This is a genomic window from Staphylococcus intermedius NCTC 11048 (assembly GCF_002902385.1).
GTDB lineage: Bacteria > Bacillota > Bacilli > Staphylococcales > Staphylococcaceae > Staphylococcus > Staphylococcus intermedius.
On record NZ_PPQH01000049.1, the window covers coordinates 1 to 16,024 of the forward strand.

Below are 16,024 nucleotides of genomic sequence, written 5' to 3' on the forward strand. Positions count from 1 at the left end.
GTACAACAATATTAATATGATGATTGGTCTGAAATTAGATAGTAGAGGTAGATATTATGTTCCTGCTACAATGTATCAAATAAATGATTCAAGTATTTATCAAAGGACTAAAAGAACAAGAATCACAAATATGTGGTGGGAAGACTATTAATTATTTTTTATGCTATAATATAAACAAATAGCGGTACACATCTGCGGAGTGTACTTGAGGTCAACTGTTGCGACGGTTACCTATTTACCCACCACACCCCATCGGTGTGGTATTTTTTTATAGAAAAACCCCACCTGCAATAGGTGGGGTGAAAGTGTCAAACGCGTGTCAATTTAGTCTATTTTTATCTAGTTTAATCACAAAGTTAAAGTGTTAAAAATGCGATAATCACGCTTTTTCAAGACTAAACACAAAATAAGGTTTTTCCCCCACCTTCCGTAAAGTGCCGAAAAAGTTTAAACTACTTTTTCGGTGTTTTTTTATTTTAAGGCTTAAAACTCAGTCATATCAAGGATTTGACACTATAACACGAAATACATAGAAAACTAGATTTAACAATACTAAACTTAGTTTTTAAAATTTTTGGTCACAATGTGGCTGATCGAAGGTACTAAAATCACAAATTTAGTCACAAGATTTGGGTAATTTAGTCACAAGGAATCAATCACTTAATTTTTTTACAATATACATAAAAAATAAAGCACTTAGTCCAGTAAAAAATATGGATTAAGTGCTTTTTTATTATTAACCAGTTGAACGAATGATGGTTTGTATTAGATTTACTGACGCATTATTAAAGTACTCAGACGCATTCACAACGCACATCAGATTTCAGATGTTATCCTTGTGCCAGCACGATGATTGCTTATGTCAATACTGTAAATCTAATATAGAAACCATCACTTAGTATTGTAGTCACTTAATCCCTCAAAACAATGAAGGGATCAAGTGCATATATTAATAACCAGTTGATGATTAATTGATTTCAGTTAAATTGATTAAGCACCATCCTATAACAACAAGGTGATTGTAATGTCTATTGTCATATACAAACAATCACTATATAAGCATGCTAGGGTCAAGATGAACGAATTACATTCGCCCTGCATGCTTATTTTTGTTGTTATGTGGATTAAGCAAATCAATAAATAACTGAAATCAAAATCAAATTATTAAAAAAACTGGAGGGGTTCAACATGAACACAACACAATTTATTATTTATTCTGAAAATGACGTAAAGAAAATAGCTGAAAACATTGCACTGTTTCAGAAAAAAGAATATGGAGTTGATATAAATGCTAAGGAAATCATTGATGAATTAATGAATAAGGGAAGATGTGATATTGCATACACAGAGTTAGATAATGAAGAAGGTGAAATTCAAGTATATATAGACTTTAAAAACTTTCGCCTTGTTAGAGAAATAACTTTTTGTGAATTACCTTTCCCTATGATGATTAAAGAAGTTCAAGATTTAGAATCAATAGAAGAAATGATATTAGAATCTGAAAGTCTGAATTTTGATGAATTAGTATCATGTATTGTTGATTATGATGAATTAAATATAGAAGAATTAAAAAGTCTCACATTGTGAGGCTTTTTTTATTTTGCACTTAATCCCTCCATCCAATGAATGAAAGGATTAAGTGATTTTCATTTTGGTAACCAGTTTATCCTTAATTGATTTCAGTTAAATTGATTAAGCGCCATCGTATAGCAACAAAGTGATTGTAATGTCTATTGTCATATACAAACAATCACTACATAAGCTCGCTAAGGGTCAAGATGAACTCATTGCATTCGCCCTGCACGCTTCTTCTTGTTGCTATTTTGATCAAGCAAATCAATAAATAACTGAAATCAAAAATAAATTATTAAAAAAATGGAGGGGTTCAACATGAACTATCAAGAAATTAGCAACATCTTAGAAAATAGCGATGTCAAGGAAGTAGTAAAAGCTATATTTGCATATGAAACAGGTGAAAAAGATGAGTCTTGTTTGAACTACTTAACAAATCATTACTTTGAGAGTGAAATGGAAAGTTTATTAGATTGGGAGATTAGAGAATTGCAAACGGAATGGAACTGGCAACGAGCAGTAAATAAACAATAAAAAATTATTAAATTTAAGGAAAGGGGGTGATGCCTATGCTGTTAAAAAGTTTTTAAAGGGAGGGGGTGTTATAGGTGAAGCGTATTGACAGAAAGAAACGAGAACAAGATGAACAGATTGAAAAAATAAAAGTCGTATTGAAAATTATCAATACGACAGTAACAGTCTGTAACTTCTTATTTCATGTTTATACATGGATAAGTTCTCACACATAGGGTGCCTCCCCTATGTGTTCTTTCTTCATTATATCAAAGGAGGGTTAAAATGAAAAGTGATTCAAAAAAAGTATTAGTTATAATGGTAATATTAACGGTAATCAATGTTATTTTAGCTTTTTTATAAATTACAAAATATTTGAAAAGCACTTAATCCATTTGTAAATGAACGGATTATGTGCTTTTCGTTATGGTAACCAGTTTGTTCTTAATTAGTTTCAGTTAAATTGATTAAACAAAATCGTATAACAACAAAGTGATTGTAATGTCTATTGTCATATACAAACAATCACTATATAAGCATGCTAGGGTCTAGATGAACGAATTACATTCGCCCTGCATGCTTATTTTTGTTGTTATGTGGATTAAGTAAATCAATAAATAACTGAATCAAAAACAAATTATTAAAAAATGGAGTGGTCCAACATGAAAATGATGAATAACGACTTATAAATTTAATATACATAGACAAATTGTTGGTATCACTATAAAATAAAGTGGTGAGAAAGTTAGATAGATGGTGGCTATCTTAGTATAAAGTGAGGTGATGCCTATGAGAGCATCAACAAAATCTTTAGAAAGGAGAAGCCTTAATGATTAGTATTGCAGATGCACTAATGATTATGTTAGGGTTCAGTTCATTAACTGTATCCATCATTCATTTAGTGGTCTCAATCAACAATAAATCAAAAAATAACCATCACTAACTTTGGAAGAGTTTGATGGTTATTTAATAATCAAATAATAATCCACCGTCTTTTTAACGGTCTCACCAAGGCAATGCGCTTCATGTGTGTTGCCTTTTATATTTATAAATTAACATATACGTTTCATTTTGTCTAATACATTAGATTAATCAATAGAAAACAGCTTTCTACAACAAACATTCTGGTGCATTCATATGTATCTATATAAGTGAAAGTAATTTTCGATGCACGAGAATGATCATATCGTGATACGTAACAAAATGATGTTAAAAATTACACCATTAAATGGCTTGAATGTACATGCGTAATAATAAAGGGGATGAAAAGGAGAAAAGAGATCCCCCATAAGTGAAACATGAGTCTCTCTTAAAGGGGATTAGATGACTGTTAAATCGAATGAATGTTAGGCAGGGTTTTTCTCATGCATTTTTGTGTCGATGAGTTTCACTGTATGTGCTGTCCAATCTATCTCATAATTGGACGTAAAAGTGGCACTTCTTTGATCTTTATAGTTCATACCTGTCCAATGGAAACCATTCCAATAATCTGTGTAATTATCTAAATCTCTATGATAAGTGACAGAGATTTTTGATTTTTGACCGGCTTTCGGTTGGTGTGATAATACACCTAAAAATTCAGGGTTAAAATTACCTCTTGCTAATACAGGCATTTGATATGCGGGTAAGAAGTTTTGTCCCGCATTGAACTTACTTTGTCTGCCACCTAAAAATAATTCATTTCCATAAATTTCATGATAGCTATCTCGGCCATACGGACCCCAACCGCCGTTCATGATTTTATGTGCTTCAACATCCCAACCAATTGTTTTGTTATCAGTGCGTTTATCGATTGTCGTTCTATAACTTTGTTGTTTATAATTAATTGTTTCTGAGAACGACTCATTCCCATTTAATCCACCTGCTAGGCCTTTTGAGATACTAATATCTCCGCCAAAAGTGTAACCTAACGTATTTTGAACTTGAAATTCTTCATTTTGATTTTTCGGTGCATAGTCCACAACATTGACACCTTTTGCATTCGCATTGATTAAGACAGTATATTTTGCTGCCCAATACAAGTTTGAAAAGATGTAATCACTAGGGTTGGGTGCTTGGTAACCTGAGTTAATATTACCTGCAGCTTTTAAGACGAGTGTATCTTTATCATAGCTTTTGTCTTCAATAAAATTAAAAGTTAACAGTTGAGAAATATTTAATTTGTCAGAGTCTGAAGTTGCAGTTGTCTTATATAAAGTGATTTTATCGTCGACTTTTTCTTTAGCTACAGGTGTAATTTGACTGGCAGCATAAGCGGAATTTGAAAATAACATCAATGCCACGGATGTTGCTGTAACGGTTTTTAGCAATTTGTCCATTTTCATGTTAGTTATGCCCCTTTACTTTAATTTCGTGTGTTTTCCAGTTGACTTCATATTTAGTCACTAAATTTCTATTCACTAATGCATTATGGCGTCTATCAGCAAATATACCAGTACGTGGGAAAAATGTTGCGTAAGTCAAGTCTAGGTTACGACCATATGCAATTTCGAATTCACTTGTTTCACTTGTATCTTTTTCATGAGATACCGTTGCAATAAATGATGGGTTAAAACCACTTTGAATTAATGGCGGTAAATACTCATCTCCAACAAAAAAGTCTCTCGCATTAGGACCAATCGGACTTCTTACAAATAAGTGATTGGCATATGCAGATATTGGCCCGTCTTCTGATTGAAATGCATTTGCTCTAACTTCCCATTTAATATTTTTTGAATTTTGTTGAGCGACTTCACTAATAAAATTTTGTTGGTTATAACTTATTTTCTTGGCGTAGTTAAAGGCACCTCTACCGCTAATAGATGGGGCACTTTGGAAATTACCGCCAATCGTATAACCAAGTGTTTGACTGACATCTATTGTTTCAATTTTATTTTTAGGAAGATAGTTAATTAATGAAACGTTGGGATCATTTGCTTTTAATGCGATGTTATATTGAAAAGGCCAAAGCATTCTTTTCACTGCTTCATATCCTTTTCCTTTCACATCAGTAAAACTTGTTCTCGATTTGATAAACCCTTGCATCTTAATAATTAATGCATCTTTGTTATATTTGGGGTCATTGACAAAATCGAATTGAATGTTTTGGGTGGCACCCCATTTTTTGCTACTCACATCCTGGGTTCTTTTAATAATTTGTGCTCCGTCGCCGATTTCTTCTATATTGCTTGCGGCATGGGCTCCTTCACTGTATGGTGTCATCAGTGGAAGGATTAAGCTTATAGATAGTGTTGCGGCTAATAATTTGTTTTTTACCATATGAACCACTTTCTTTCTCTATATACTTTTAATGCAATTTCATAATAATATATTTTTCGTATATTTAAAATTAACTATTTATTAAAAAGAACATGTCAAAAATACAGATGAAATAGACACAATTTGTACAATTCATTATGAAAATACGTTTATTAACAAATAAGCAATTTTAAAGGTGTCATTCAAGTACGATCAAATCAATAGATTGTCATGAGGGGCGATTGATCGTGTGTTTAATTTACGAATATAGCATTTAATCATGGGTTTATTGTTCGTTTTTTTCGATATGATATGATGATGAGGGGAATCTTAACTATTCATTAACTTTATATCTGTTGATCATGGCACTGTCACAATTTTTTAAATATGATGTTTAATGTGGGAAATGTGGCGTTTCTTATTCATTAATATTATTTGAGACAACCATTTAGCAACAAAAACTTTTTATATCTATACTCAAAGTAACCATCATGTTCATGGTAAGCGCTTTGATGAAAAGGGGAATTTCAATGGTAAGTACAGTTTATTTTGTGAGACATGCGACGAGGGATCATACGGTAAAGGAAGATACAGCACCATTATCAGAAAAGGGACGACAAGAGGCACAAAGTCTTGTGGCTTGGTTTGAAGGGAAGGATATCGAAGCCATTTACTCGAGTCCATATGCGCGTACAATTGAAACGATAAAACCGCTTGCACATGCAACCCATTTAAATATTCAAATTGCAGATGGTTTGAGAGAACGTGTCATTGGTGAATGGGTGGATGATTTTGATCGTTATGCTGCCGAGCAATGGCGAGATTTTGAATTTCGATTGCCACGTGGGGAGTCATTTAAATATTCAAATTGCAGATGGTTTGAGAGAACGTGTCATTGGTGAATGGGTGGATGATTTTGATCGTTATGCTGCCGAGCAATGGCGAGATTTTGAATTTCGATTGCCACGTGGGGAGTCATTGAGGGAAGTGCAACAACGTATAGTGCAGGGCTTTCAGGATATTTTGTCTCAAGAAAAAAGGGAAACCATTGTGATCAGTGGCCATGGGACGTCACTCGCAGTGCTCTTTCATGTATTGACGAATGGGAATTTTACTTATGAACAGTTTAAACAAATGACGATGCCTGATGTTTATACATATGATATTGATACTGAAACTTTAACGCGAGCGTATATGAAATAACGACTGCTTCTCAAGTCGCCAAGTATCGTCGTTTTATCAATTTGAGAACTGAATTTTATACGATGCAACTTTAGACGATAAGGTCTATAATAAATAGCATGAATCTTTGTTTTTGGGGGGACATATATGGAACACTGGCTCGTTCAACAGGCCAAACAACATCCAGACAAAATCGCAATCCAAACACTTAACGAGACCATCACATTTCAATCGTTATTGCACCGAGCAACGTTAAAAGGCGCACAGCTCAAACAATTGCAACGTTCGCGTCTCGGTTTATATTTAGATAATACATTGGAAGCGGCGATTTTAATCCATGGTGCTTGGTTGTATGATATCGAAATCGCACTCATTAATAATCGGTTAACACCATTTGAAATTGATCGTCAAATGGCGTCGATTGGGGTCGATTTAATTGTGAGTACAGCAGCGCCACAATCATTAAGTACATCAACCCGTGTGATACAAGCGGAAGACCTTGAAATGCCATCGACCCATTTCAATATGGCAGTTAATACGTTTGAATTTCAACTACAAAAAATTGCTTCAATTATGTTTACATCCGGTACGACTGGGCCGCAAAAAGCAGTACCGCAAACATTTGAAAATCACCATATAAGTGCGCTGTCGTGTCATGAAAGTTTAGGTTTCTCTCATGATTCCAAATGGTTGGCGGTATTACCTATTTATCATATCTCTGGATTGAGTATTTTATTGAGAAGCGTCCAATATGGCTTTACCGTTTTTTTACTCGAAAAATTCAATACGGAAACTGTGATGGAACTGTTTCAAACGGAGGGCATTACACACGTATCGTTAGTGCCGATAACATTAATGCGACTCATGGAACATGGTTTAGATCAGCCATACAGTTTGGAAAAAATTCTGCTAGGTGGTGCAAAACTCGACGGGCAGTTTATTCATCAGGCATTAGACCGACAATTACCCATATATAATTCATTCGGGATGACGGAAACGTGTTCACAATTTTTGACTGCTGATCCAACGATGCTTCAACGTAATCCGCATACAGTGGGGCGTGCTAGTAAGGACATTGCACTCAAAGTTGATTCACCTGATGCGAATGGTCACGGGGAATTGTATGTAAAAGGCGGCAACGTGATGCAGGGATATTTGTTCCCTGAAAATATGGACCATGTGTTTGATGAGGAAGGTTATTTTAAAACGGGTGATATTGCGAGTGTCGATGAGCAGGGGGACGTTGTGATTTATGATCGTCGTAAAGATTTGATTATTAGTGGTGGTGAGAATATTTACCCTTATGAAATTGAATCTGTCGCGAAATCGCATCCTGATATTGATGATGCGATGTGTACAAGTATTTCGGATTCTGAGTGGGGCCAACGTCCTATTTTATATGTCGTCGCAAAACATTGGGTGAGCGATATGGAGGCATTTCTTGAGTCCCGTTTAGCGAAATATAAATTGCCTGTGCATATTTATTTTGTAAAAGCATTACCTTATACAAGTACTGGAAAACTACAACGACGGATATTAAATGAGGGATGATCATGCAATTAATAGACATGCAGTTTTTTCTTTATGAACCGTCATTTACGCATCCGATTCGAACACCCAAAGTGACAATGACGCATCGGAAAACATTGTTTGTGAAATGGACGGATAATCAGCAACAAGTATGGTTTGGGGAATGCAATGCTTTCGATACAGCGTGGTATCATCATGAAACGATTGATGATGTGATTCAAGTACTCAACGCGTGGTTTGAAAATGTGCGCGGTGTTGATTTGACATCATTTGAAGCGGCACAACAATGTGTGGCAACGTTAGATCCATTTCCGGCTGCTCGTGCTACAGTAATAATGGCGATGTATCAAATGTTTCACAAGCTTGAATCATTCCATGTGCCAATGACGCTAACGATTAATGGGGACTTTACGCAACGGATGATGCGCATCGACAGTGTCGGACGAATTAAAATCAAATGGACACCCCAAATTTTAGAACAAGTGAAAATGATCGCGACGATGTATCCAGATATTCCGATTTCGACTGATGCGAATCGAACATTAACAATGACGGATAGTGGCATATTAGAGCGATTAAATCCGTATCTTGCGTTTATTGAAGAGCCTTTTGAGACATTGGATGTAAAAGGAGATTATGCGCATTTTCCACCGATTGCGATTGATGAGCAGGCGACGTGTCTGACAACAATTAAGAATCTCACTCAAAATCCGAATATCCAAACAGTTGTACTTAAACCGTTTCGATTAGGTGGAATAGATCGCGTGTTAGATGCAATGCAAGTGCTACAAGGTAATGGGATCCGTGTTGTCATAGGTGGCATGTATGAATGTGGGTTAAGTCGTTATTTTACAGCTTGGCTTAGTCAATGGGGAGATTATGCGGGAGATGTGACACCGGAAGGGTTTTATTTTGAACAAGATGTCACAAGCAATGCAGGCCGGTTGCACAACGGACAGTTATATTTCGAACCGCCCGTAGTGAATCAGTCATTATTATTACCTTTATGATGATGAGAGGTCTTTTTTAATGGTACAGGATCAAAGCCACCTTTATGAAACGGATGACATTTTAAAATACGTTTCAAACCGAGCCAACTGCCTTTAAGTACACCGTGAACTTGTATCGCTTCTAATGTATAATTAGAACATGTTGGATAAAAACGACACGAAGGCGGTGTCAGTGGCGATATGAAACGCTGATAGAAACGAATGGCGTAAATCAACAGTGTTTTCATAGTCTAATCCTCCTTCAATCAATCATATTGTAACACAGATAGAAAGGGCGTATGGGGCGTGAAGTTTACAGATGAAAATCAGCAAACTGTCATTTTAACCTTTAAAAATGATGCTGATGAAAAAGATGGGGGTCATGTGCTAGCGCTACCCATTTATGACCAACAATTGGTATTTACACAACATCAACTACGCGGCATCGAATTTCCAGGCGGTAAACGTGAAGCAGGTGAATCAAGTGTTGAAGCATTAAAGCGAGAGTTGTATGAAGAAACGGGCGCTTTAGCTGAACACATTTATTACATTGCGCAGTATGAAGTACAAGGAGACACGTATAGTTTTAAAAAAGATGTTTATGTCGTCATCGTTAATAGGATAGATCGCAATGTGCATTATCACGAAACGATGGGGCCTGTATGCACACGTTCCATTGATGAAATAAAGGAAGAGGATAAAAGTTATTTATTGAAGGATCCTGCCATACTACAATGTGTCGAAAGGATGAGGGCACTTGGCTTTTATCAAGAGTAAAACAATGCCGGCTTTTTTAGAAAGTCATAAAGTAGAAGAGTGGACATATGAAGTGAATGGACTAAATGTGAAAGGGTTAAATGTTAGCCCACATCAACCTGTGAAACGCATTGTCATGTATTTGCGTGGAGGAAAAGGGCAAGTCGGTCGTGTACGGCTAGCACGGATGTTGCAATTTATGACACCAAATACATTAGTGTTTGCGCCATATTATCGTGGTAACAATGGAAGTGAAGGTAACGACGACTTTGCCGGTGCGGATTTGGCAGATGTCACTGTTGCAGCAGACATGTTAAAGGCACGCTATCCCGAAGCATCCATGCATCTCATTGGCTTTTCACGTGGTGGGATTCAAGGCTTATTAACATTCCAAAAGGTTGAAGCGGACAGTTATATCATTTGGGGTGGTGTGACCGATTTACATTTGATGTATGAAGAGCGCGTGGATTTACGCGGGATGCTCAGAAGAATGATTGGTCATCCTAAAAAAGATATTGCAGCATACGAAACACGGAATGCATTGAAAGACATTCACGCAGATGCACCACCGATTTTGATTGTTCATGGTGGCAAAGATGTACAGGTGGGCATTCATCAAGCATACTTTTTAGAAGCGCATCTGAAAAATGTCGGTGCTCGGTATGATACTTTCTACCAAATGAAGGAAGGGCATGTGCCGCGTCCACCAGCGATGAAACATGTGTTAGAGCGTATTCAACAATGGATGTCTGACATTGAAGAAGATAAAAAATTTTAAAGCAATCGTTATAACGTCATATGACTGTCGCAAAATGAGAAGTGAAACAGGAATCTCATTTGAAAGGCATGGATATGACGTTTTTATTTTGAGCGGGTAAAAGTCATCAGTATCAATGCGGACATTAAATTGAGATACCATATTGCGAACAGTTGTTACATTGTTATAATAGTATTGAGTAAAATATGATTTTAAAGTGGATTGATATTGTGAAGTGCATCATCATACATTGAGTTTGATTGCCAAGTTTACATCGCCAAAGTTATAGAGAAATGAATCATTTAGGCGTCAATATAAGTCTACTTGGAGGTTATGATGAGCAAAGAACAAAAGCGTTATATTCATGATATTAATAAACTTAAAACTTATTTGAAAAGCGTCAACCATTTTCGCGATTACAAAATTTCTTCATTTTCATATGATAATGAGAACCATTCGATGACTATTATTATTGAATCTTCTCGCATATTACCGTATGGCGCACGTGAAGAGTTACATTTGATAGCAGCAGGTGTGCGTAACTTTTACATTAAAGATGTAGATAAGCCGGCAGAATGGTCGATAAAGGAGTTGCAAATTTGGGATGAAATGTTTCAGTTTCAATTGAATCCGGGCCATTTATCATTTAAAGTTATGGCGTTTTCTTTAATCATTTCTAACACCTTAAATGATAAAACAGCTACAGAAATGCTATCAGTCAACATTAATGATATGATACAGGTGTTTAAATATGATTCACGTATCAATGATATGTCTTTTAGTTTTAAGCAAGATGAAACGAAGATATTACATTATATTGGCGTTACAAATGAGGAGCACGATTCTTATTGGTCTTATTTTTCTGATGCTTCAGATTTGAAAAGATTTCATACCGCAGAAGAACTGTTTAATGCGAGAATTTATGATGACCAGTCTTTGAGAGAACTATGGTCAGAAGTTACAATCATACATTTGAATGGCATGCCGATTGCTGAATGTTTCTCGCAATTTGAAAAATCAATAAAAATACGAGTTGATGAATCAGTTGTAGGGTTAAGCCTTAATGATGTTACAGTGGATGGGCATATTATTAAGGATAAAGTGTGCCATTCATGTGGGGCGAATGCTTGTTATGTATCTAAATACGATAACGTTTGCTGTCCATATTGTAATATTTGGCTAGACGAAAGTAGGCGTCATCAAAATCAACCATTTGAACCTGAATTAATATGGAATCCGTATAAGTTGTTACGCTTCTGTCATGTTGAGTTTAGACGAGGAGGTAAAGCATATACTTATTATTGTTCTGATCAAAATGTACAAAAGGGGGATTGGGTCATCGTCCCAGTAGGTATCAGTAACATAGAAAAAGAAGTGCAAGTAGTTAAAACTTTTCAAGCGACAGCAAATCATCCCCCGTATCCTCTTCATAAAATTAAAACGATAATACGAAAACTACCGAGCTTGACTGAAGAAGTCGCAAGTACGGTAGCGTCATTAGTTAAATTAGGAACGGTTTGTGATTTAACTCAAAGGGGTACCTATTTTGACAGGTGGGAGGCGTACGACATTCTAAAAACACCTATAGGCCACTTTTGGTTAGAATATAATGGTGAGCCTGTAACGATGTTGATTGATACAATTTTCCCTTCTCGTCATGCGATGTTTTTTGTAGAGGGTGCTTATTATTTGAAACCGTGTCGCAGGAAATTGAACGATTTTCAGCAACTTAAAATTTGTACAGATGTTAATTTACGAAGAGCGCGTTATATAGACAATTTGGGCGTTCGTCGTCAAGATGGCAGTCGATGGCAACTGAATGATTATGATATAGGGATAGCGATTTCTGCTCAAGAAGTAATCAATAAAGGTGTTGCTACGAATGCACTAGGGATACCGTATCTTGAAGAATGGTACGATGAATATAAATATGAGCATATTTTTTCAGTTATTTGGAAATATTATGAGTCTGATGAAGATGCATCCCTTTGGTTTAATGTCGTACAATAGTTGTTACATTCATTTACAATGTCTCAACCTATTGATCATATAGATTGATTAATATTTTTAAATGAAGAACGTTCAACCAAATTAAAAGTAGTGTCATCTCTTGAACAATAAGAAATGAACACTACTTTTTTAATACTATTTTGCTAATGAACTTTTAAAGCCACCAGCTGCTTCTAATTGTTGTGCGTCCTCGCCGAATTTTTTAAAGTTCTCTTTAAAGCGATCGACAAGATTTTGTGCTTGTTCTTCGTATGCAGCTTGGTCTGTCCATGCATTTTTAGGTTGTAAAATTGTTGTTGGGACATCTTCAATTTCAGTTGGAATCGATAAACCGAAAATGTCGTCTTTTTCAAATGTAGCCGTTTTTAACTTACCATTAATTGCGTCATTGACCATTTTACGTGTGTATTTTAATTGGATACGGTTACCAACGCCATATTGACCACCTGTCCAACCTGTGTTCACAAGGTAGACGTCAACATCATGTTTGTCGATTAAGTCACCTAACAATTCAGCATAAACTTCAGCGCGTAATGGTAAGAAAGGCGCACCAAAACATGTTGAGAATGATGGTTGTGGCTCTGTAATACCACGTTCTGTACCTGCTAATTTCGATGTGAAACCACTTAAGAAATGATACATCGCTTGGTCTTTATCTAATTTAGAAATCGGTGGTAGAACGCCGAATGCATCTGCTGTTAAGAAAATGATTGTATTCGGATGTGACGCTTTGGAAGGTAAGACAATGTTATCGATAAAGTTAATAGGGTAAGCTGCACGTGTGTTTTCAGTATATTTGTTGTCATCAAAATCAATGTGACCGTGCGCATCAACGACTAAGTTTTCTAACACTGTTCCGTAACGGATGGCTTTAAAAATTTGTGGTTCTTTTTCTGCTGAGAGATTGATGGCTTTCGCATAGCAACCGCCTTCGATATTAAAGACACCATTTTCATTCCAGCCGTGCTCGTCATCGCCAATTAATTTACGATTAGGGTCTGCTGAAAGTGTTGTTTTTCCTGTACCAGAAAGGCCGAAGAATAATGCAACATCACCTTTATTACCGACATTGGCAGAGCAGTGCATACTCATAATGCCGTGCTGTGGTAATAAATAGTTCATAATAGAGAAGACTGATTTTTTCATTTCTCCTGCGTATTCTGTACCACCGATTAAAATGATTTTATGCTTGAATGAAATGATGACAAATGTTTCAGAACGTGTGCCATCAACTTCAGGGTCTGCTTTAAAGCGTGGTGCAGAAATAATCGTGAAGTCGGCTTTAATTTTTGATGCTTCTTCTTTTGAACTTGGTTTAATAAATAAGTTTTGAGCAAAAAGATTATGCCATGCAAATTCGTTGATGACAGTCAGTTTCAGTTGTGATTCTTGGTCGCTACCTGCATAGCCGTTGAATACGAATAATTCGTCTCTTTCGTCTAAGTAATTCACAACTTTTTCATAAAGATTTAAGAACTTTTCTTCTGAGATCGGTTGGTTAATAGAACCCCAATCGATATCGTCTTTAATTTGTGGATTATCAACAATATACTTATCTTTTGGAGAACGCCCCGTATATTCTCCAGTTTTCGCGTTGATTGCACCTAATTCTGTCAGTTCGGCTTCATTTCTTTTTAAAATTTTGTTGTACAATTCAGTCGTTGTGAGTTGAAAATGTGAACTCGGCTTGTTAGCTACTGTTTCAATCGCATGTTTGTCGAATGACATGATAATATCCCTCCAAAGTAATTTCGGCAATGTAAGCCTTTACAATTCAAGAGTATAACATATTCAGTAAATAATCCCTACTCAAATTAAAAGGAAAATTGAGATAAAATAAAGAAAGTGAAGTAATGTTACACCAAAATAGAAAAATAAATGTAAACGATTAAGAGGACAATACAGCATTTTGAAAAGGGGAGTATGATGAAATTGACATCGCAATTAAAGTTTTGTAATATAATCGTAACGGATTCTCTTATCCTGAGTGGTGGAGGGACATGGACCCAATGAAACCCAGCAACCTCTTTTAACGAAGAAAGGTGCCAAACCGTTTGCAGACACAATACTTGTCTGAACGATAAGAGCGAATGGACGTTAGAGCCTTCACTCTATTTTATAGTGTTGAAAGGCTCTTTTTTATTGAGCTCAGATAGAGAATGTTCGTAATACATAACAAAAAGGAGTTTATTATGACTTATAACAGACGTTTATTCACTTCAGAATCAGTTACTGAAGGTCATCCAGACAAAATTGCCGACCAAATTTCAGACGCAATTTTAGATGAGATTTTAAAAGGAGATCCGAATGCGCGTGTTGCTTGTGAAACGACGGTAACCACTGGGATGGCCTTAATCGTTGGTGAGATTACAACTTCAACTTATGTTGATATTCCAAAAGTCGTGCGTGAAACAGTTAAAGAAATTGGCTATACACGTGCGAAATATGGCTACGACTATAAAACGATGTCTGTCTTAACAGCGATTGATGAACAATCACCCGACATTGCACAAGGGGTAGATCGTGCTTTAGAATATCGTGAAGCAGGCAATGAAGAAGTATTGAACACAGGTGCAGGAGATCAAGGTTTAATGTTTGGCTACGCAACGAATGAAACGGATACATTTATGCCATTACCGATTGACCTGTCACATAAATTATCAAAACGTTTATCAGAAATACGTAAAAACGGAACTTTAGATTATTTACGTCCAGATGGTAAAGTTCAAGTCACTGTGGAATACGATGACAACGATCAACCGAAACGTATTGATACGATTGTTATTTCATCACAACACCATGAAGAAATTGAACTGGAAAAAATTCAAAATGACATTAAAAAGTATGTTATTTATCCGACTGTTGATGAACAATTATTAGATGAAGAAACGAAATTTTTCATCAACCCAACAGGCCGCTTTGTTATTGGTGGACCTCAAGGTGATGCAGGTCTTACAGGACGTAAAATCATTGTAGACACTTATGGCGGCTATGCACGTCACGGTGGCGGTGCGTTCTCTGGTAAGGATCCGACAAAAGTAGACCGCTCAGCTGCTTATGCGGCACGTTATGTCGCTAAAAATATCGTTGCGGCAAATTTCGCTGATAAATGTGAAGTCCAATTGGCGTATGCGATTGGGGTAGCACAACCTGTTTCTATTGCGATTGATACATTCGGTACAGGTAAAGTCAGTGAAAATGTACTCATCGAAGCGGTAAGACAAAACTTTGACTTACGTCCAGCTGGTATTATTCAAATGTTAGATTTACAAAAACCAATTTATAAGCAAACTGCAGCGTACGGTCATTTCGGTCGTAACGATGTGCAATTGCCATGGGAACGTACAGACAAAGTTCAAGACTTACAAGAAACAGTTAATGAATTAAAATAAATTTCTTGATGATAACTATCGCTAATTTTATAGTTATTTAATATAATAGAAATAACTGTAGAAAAGTGATAAAGGAAGGTATTGCT

16 protein-coding genes and 1 riboswitch are annotated in these 16,024 nt (G+C 36.0%); of the genes, 12 read left to right on the forward strand and 4 right to left on the reverse strand.

All coding sequences use genetic code 11. The features are described from left to right. Nucleotides 1-1,188 precede the first annotated feature (1,188 nt). From CD138_RS10640 to CD138_RS14535, 4 genes are all read left to right on the forward strand, one after another. A complete protein-coding gene (locus CD138_RS10640) occupies nt 1,189-1,587 on the forward strand; it encodes a hypothetical protein (RefSeq protein ID WP_019169124.1) in 399 nt (132 codons plus the stop codon). 303 nt (nt 1,588-1,890) lie between these two features. After that, the gene (locus CD138_RS10645; RefSeq protein WP_019169125.1) at nt 1,891-2,106 is read left to right on the forward strand and encodes a hypothetical protein; all 216 of its coding nucleotides are present in this window, start codon (nt 1,891-1,893) and stop codon (nt 2,104-2,106) included. Nucleotides 2,107-2,180: 74 nt separating this feature from the next. Beyond that, complete coding sequence (locus tag CD138_RS14260; RefSeq protein WP_019169126.1) at nt 2,181-2,321, forward strand: hypothetical protein; 141 nt, start codon at nt 2,181-2,183, stop codon at nt 2,319-2,321. 593 nt (nt 2,322-2,914) lie between these two features. Further along, nucleotides 2,915-3,028, forward strand: a complete 114-nt coding sequence (locus CD138_RS14535; protein ID WP_019169127.1) for a putative holin-like toxin — start codon at nt 2,915-2,917, stop codon at nt 3,026-3,028. 403 nt (nt 3,029-3,431) lie between these two features. Here CD138_RS14535 and CD138_RS10650 read toward each other — a convergent pair whose 3' ends face one another. Together CD138_RS10650 and CD138_RS10655 are read right to left on the reverse strand one after the other, a co-directional pair. Next, nucleotides 3,432-4,409, reverse strand: coding sequence for a leukocidin/hemolysin toxin family protein (locus CD138_RS10650; protein WP_019169128.1), 978 nt, complete (start codon nt 4,407-4,409; stop codon nt 3,432-3,434). Between the two features lies 1 nt (nt 4,410). Further along, entirely contained in the window at nt 4,411-5,343 is a 933-nt protein-coding gene (locus tag CD138_RS10655) for a beta-channel forming cytolysin (protein ID WP_019169129.1), read from the reverse strand. A gap of 509 nt (nt 5,344-5,852) precedes the next feature. Here CD138_RS10655 and CD138_RS10660 point away from each other — a divergent pair. The 4 genes from CD138_RS10660 (at nt 5,853) to menC (ending at nt 9,044) form a co-directional block, all read left to right on the forward strand. Further along, complete coding sequence (locus tag CD138_RS10660) at nt 5,853-6,224, forward strand: histidine phosphatase family protein (protein ID WP_167414225.1); 372 nt, start codon at nt 5,853-5,855, stop codon at nt 6,222-6,224. Beyond that, the gene (locus tag CD138_RS10665; RefSeq protein WP_258026512.1) at nt 6,148-6,525 is read left to right on the forward strand and encodes a histidine phosphatase family protein; all 378 of its coding nucleotides are present in this window, start codon (nt 6,148-6,150) and stop codon (nt 6,523-6,525) included. Before CD138_RS10660 ends, CD138_RS10665 begins: the two co-directional genes overlap by 77 nt. Nucleotides 6,526-6,651: 126 nt before the next feature. Beyond that, complete coding sequence (gene menE / locus CD138_RS10670) at nt 6,652-8,055, forward strand: o-succinylbenzoate--CoA ligase (protein WP_019168364.1); 1,404 nt, start codon at nt 6,652-6,654, stop codon at nt 8,053-8,055. Between the two features lie 2 nt (nt 8,056-8,057). Next, complete coding sequence (menC, locus tag CD138_RS10675; protein ID WP_019168365.1) at nt 8,058-9,044, forward strand: o-succinylbenzoate synthase; 987 nt, start codon at nt 8,058-8,060, stop codon at nt 9,042-9,044. On the opposite strand, the gene yidD is transcribed toward menC, so the two are convergent. Then, nucleotides 9,020-9,271, reverse strand: coding sequence for a membrane protein insertion efficiency factor YidD (yidD, locus tag CD138_RS10680; RefSeq protein WP_019168366.1), 252 nt, complete (start codon nt 9,269-9,271; stop codon nt 9,020-9,022). The two genes, menC and yidD, sit on opposite strands and share 25 nt — an antisense overlap. A gap of 58 nt (nt 9,272-9,329) precedes the next feature. Between yidD and ytkD the strand changes: the two genes are divergently transcribed. From ytkD to CD138_RS10695, 3 genes are all read left to right on the forward strand, one after another. Further along, nucleotides 9,330-9,800: an RNA deprotection pyrophosphohydrolase gene (gene ytkD / locus CD138_RS10685; protein ID WP_019168367.1), complete on the forward strand. Its 471-nt coding sequence runs from the start codon at nt 9,330-9,332 to the stop codon at nt 9,798-9,800. Then, a complete protein-coding gene (locus CD138_RS10690; protein WP_019168368.1) occupies nt 9,781-10,557 on the forward strand; it encodes an alpha/beta hydrolase family protein in 777 nt (258 codons plus the stop codon). The genes ytkD and CD138_RS10690 overlap by 20 nt, the downstream gene beginning before the upstream one ends. Before the next feature lie 438 nt (nt 10,558-10,995). Next, nucleotides 10,996-12,546 carry a hypothetical protein gene (locus tag CD138_RS10695; RefSeq protein WP_241520303.1) on the forward strand — a complete coding sequence of 517 codons (1,551 nt, stop codon included), beginning with the start codon at nt 10,996-10,998 and terminating at the stop codon, nt 12,544-12,546. A gap of 135 nt (nt 12,547-12,681) precedes the next feature. On the opposite strand, the gene pckA is transcribed toward CD138_RS10695, so the two are convergent. Beyond that, nucleotides 12,682-14,274: a phosphoenolpyruvate carboxykinase (ATP) gene (gene pckA / locus CD138_RS10700; protein ID WP_019168370.1), complete on the reverse strand. Its 1,593-nt coding sequence runs from the start codon at nt 14,272-14,274 to the stop codon at nt 12,682-12,684. A 247-nt stretch (nt 14,275-14,521) separates the two neighbouring features. Next, nucleotides 14,522-14,633: riboswitch (SAM riboswitch) on the forward strand. A gap of 105 nt (nt 14,634-14,738) precedes the next feature. Between pckA and metK the strand changes: the two genes are divergently transcribed. Then, the gene (gene metK, locus CD138_RS10705; protein WP_019168371.1) at nt 14,739-15,938 is read left to right on the forward strand and encodes a methionine adenosyltransferase; all 1,200 of its coding nucleotides are present in this window, start codon (nt 14,739-14,741) and stop codon (nt 15,936-15,938) included. The last annotated feature ends 86 nt before the right edge of the window (nt 15,939-16,024 follow it).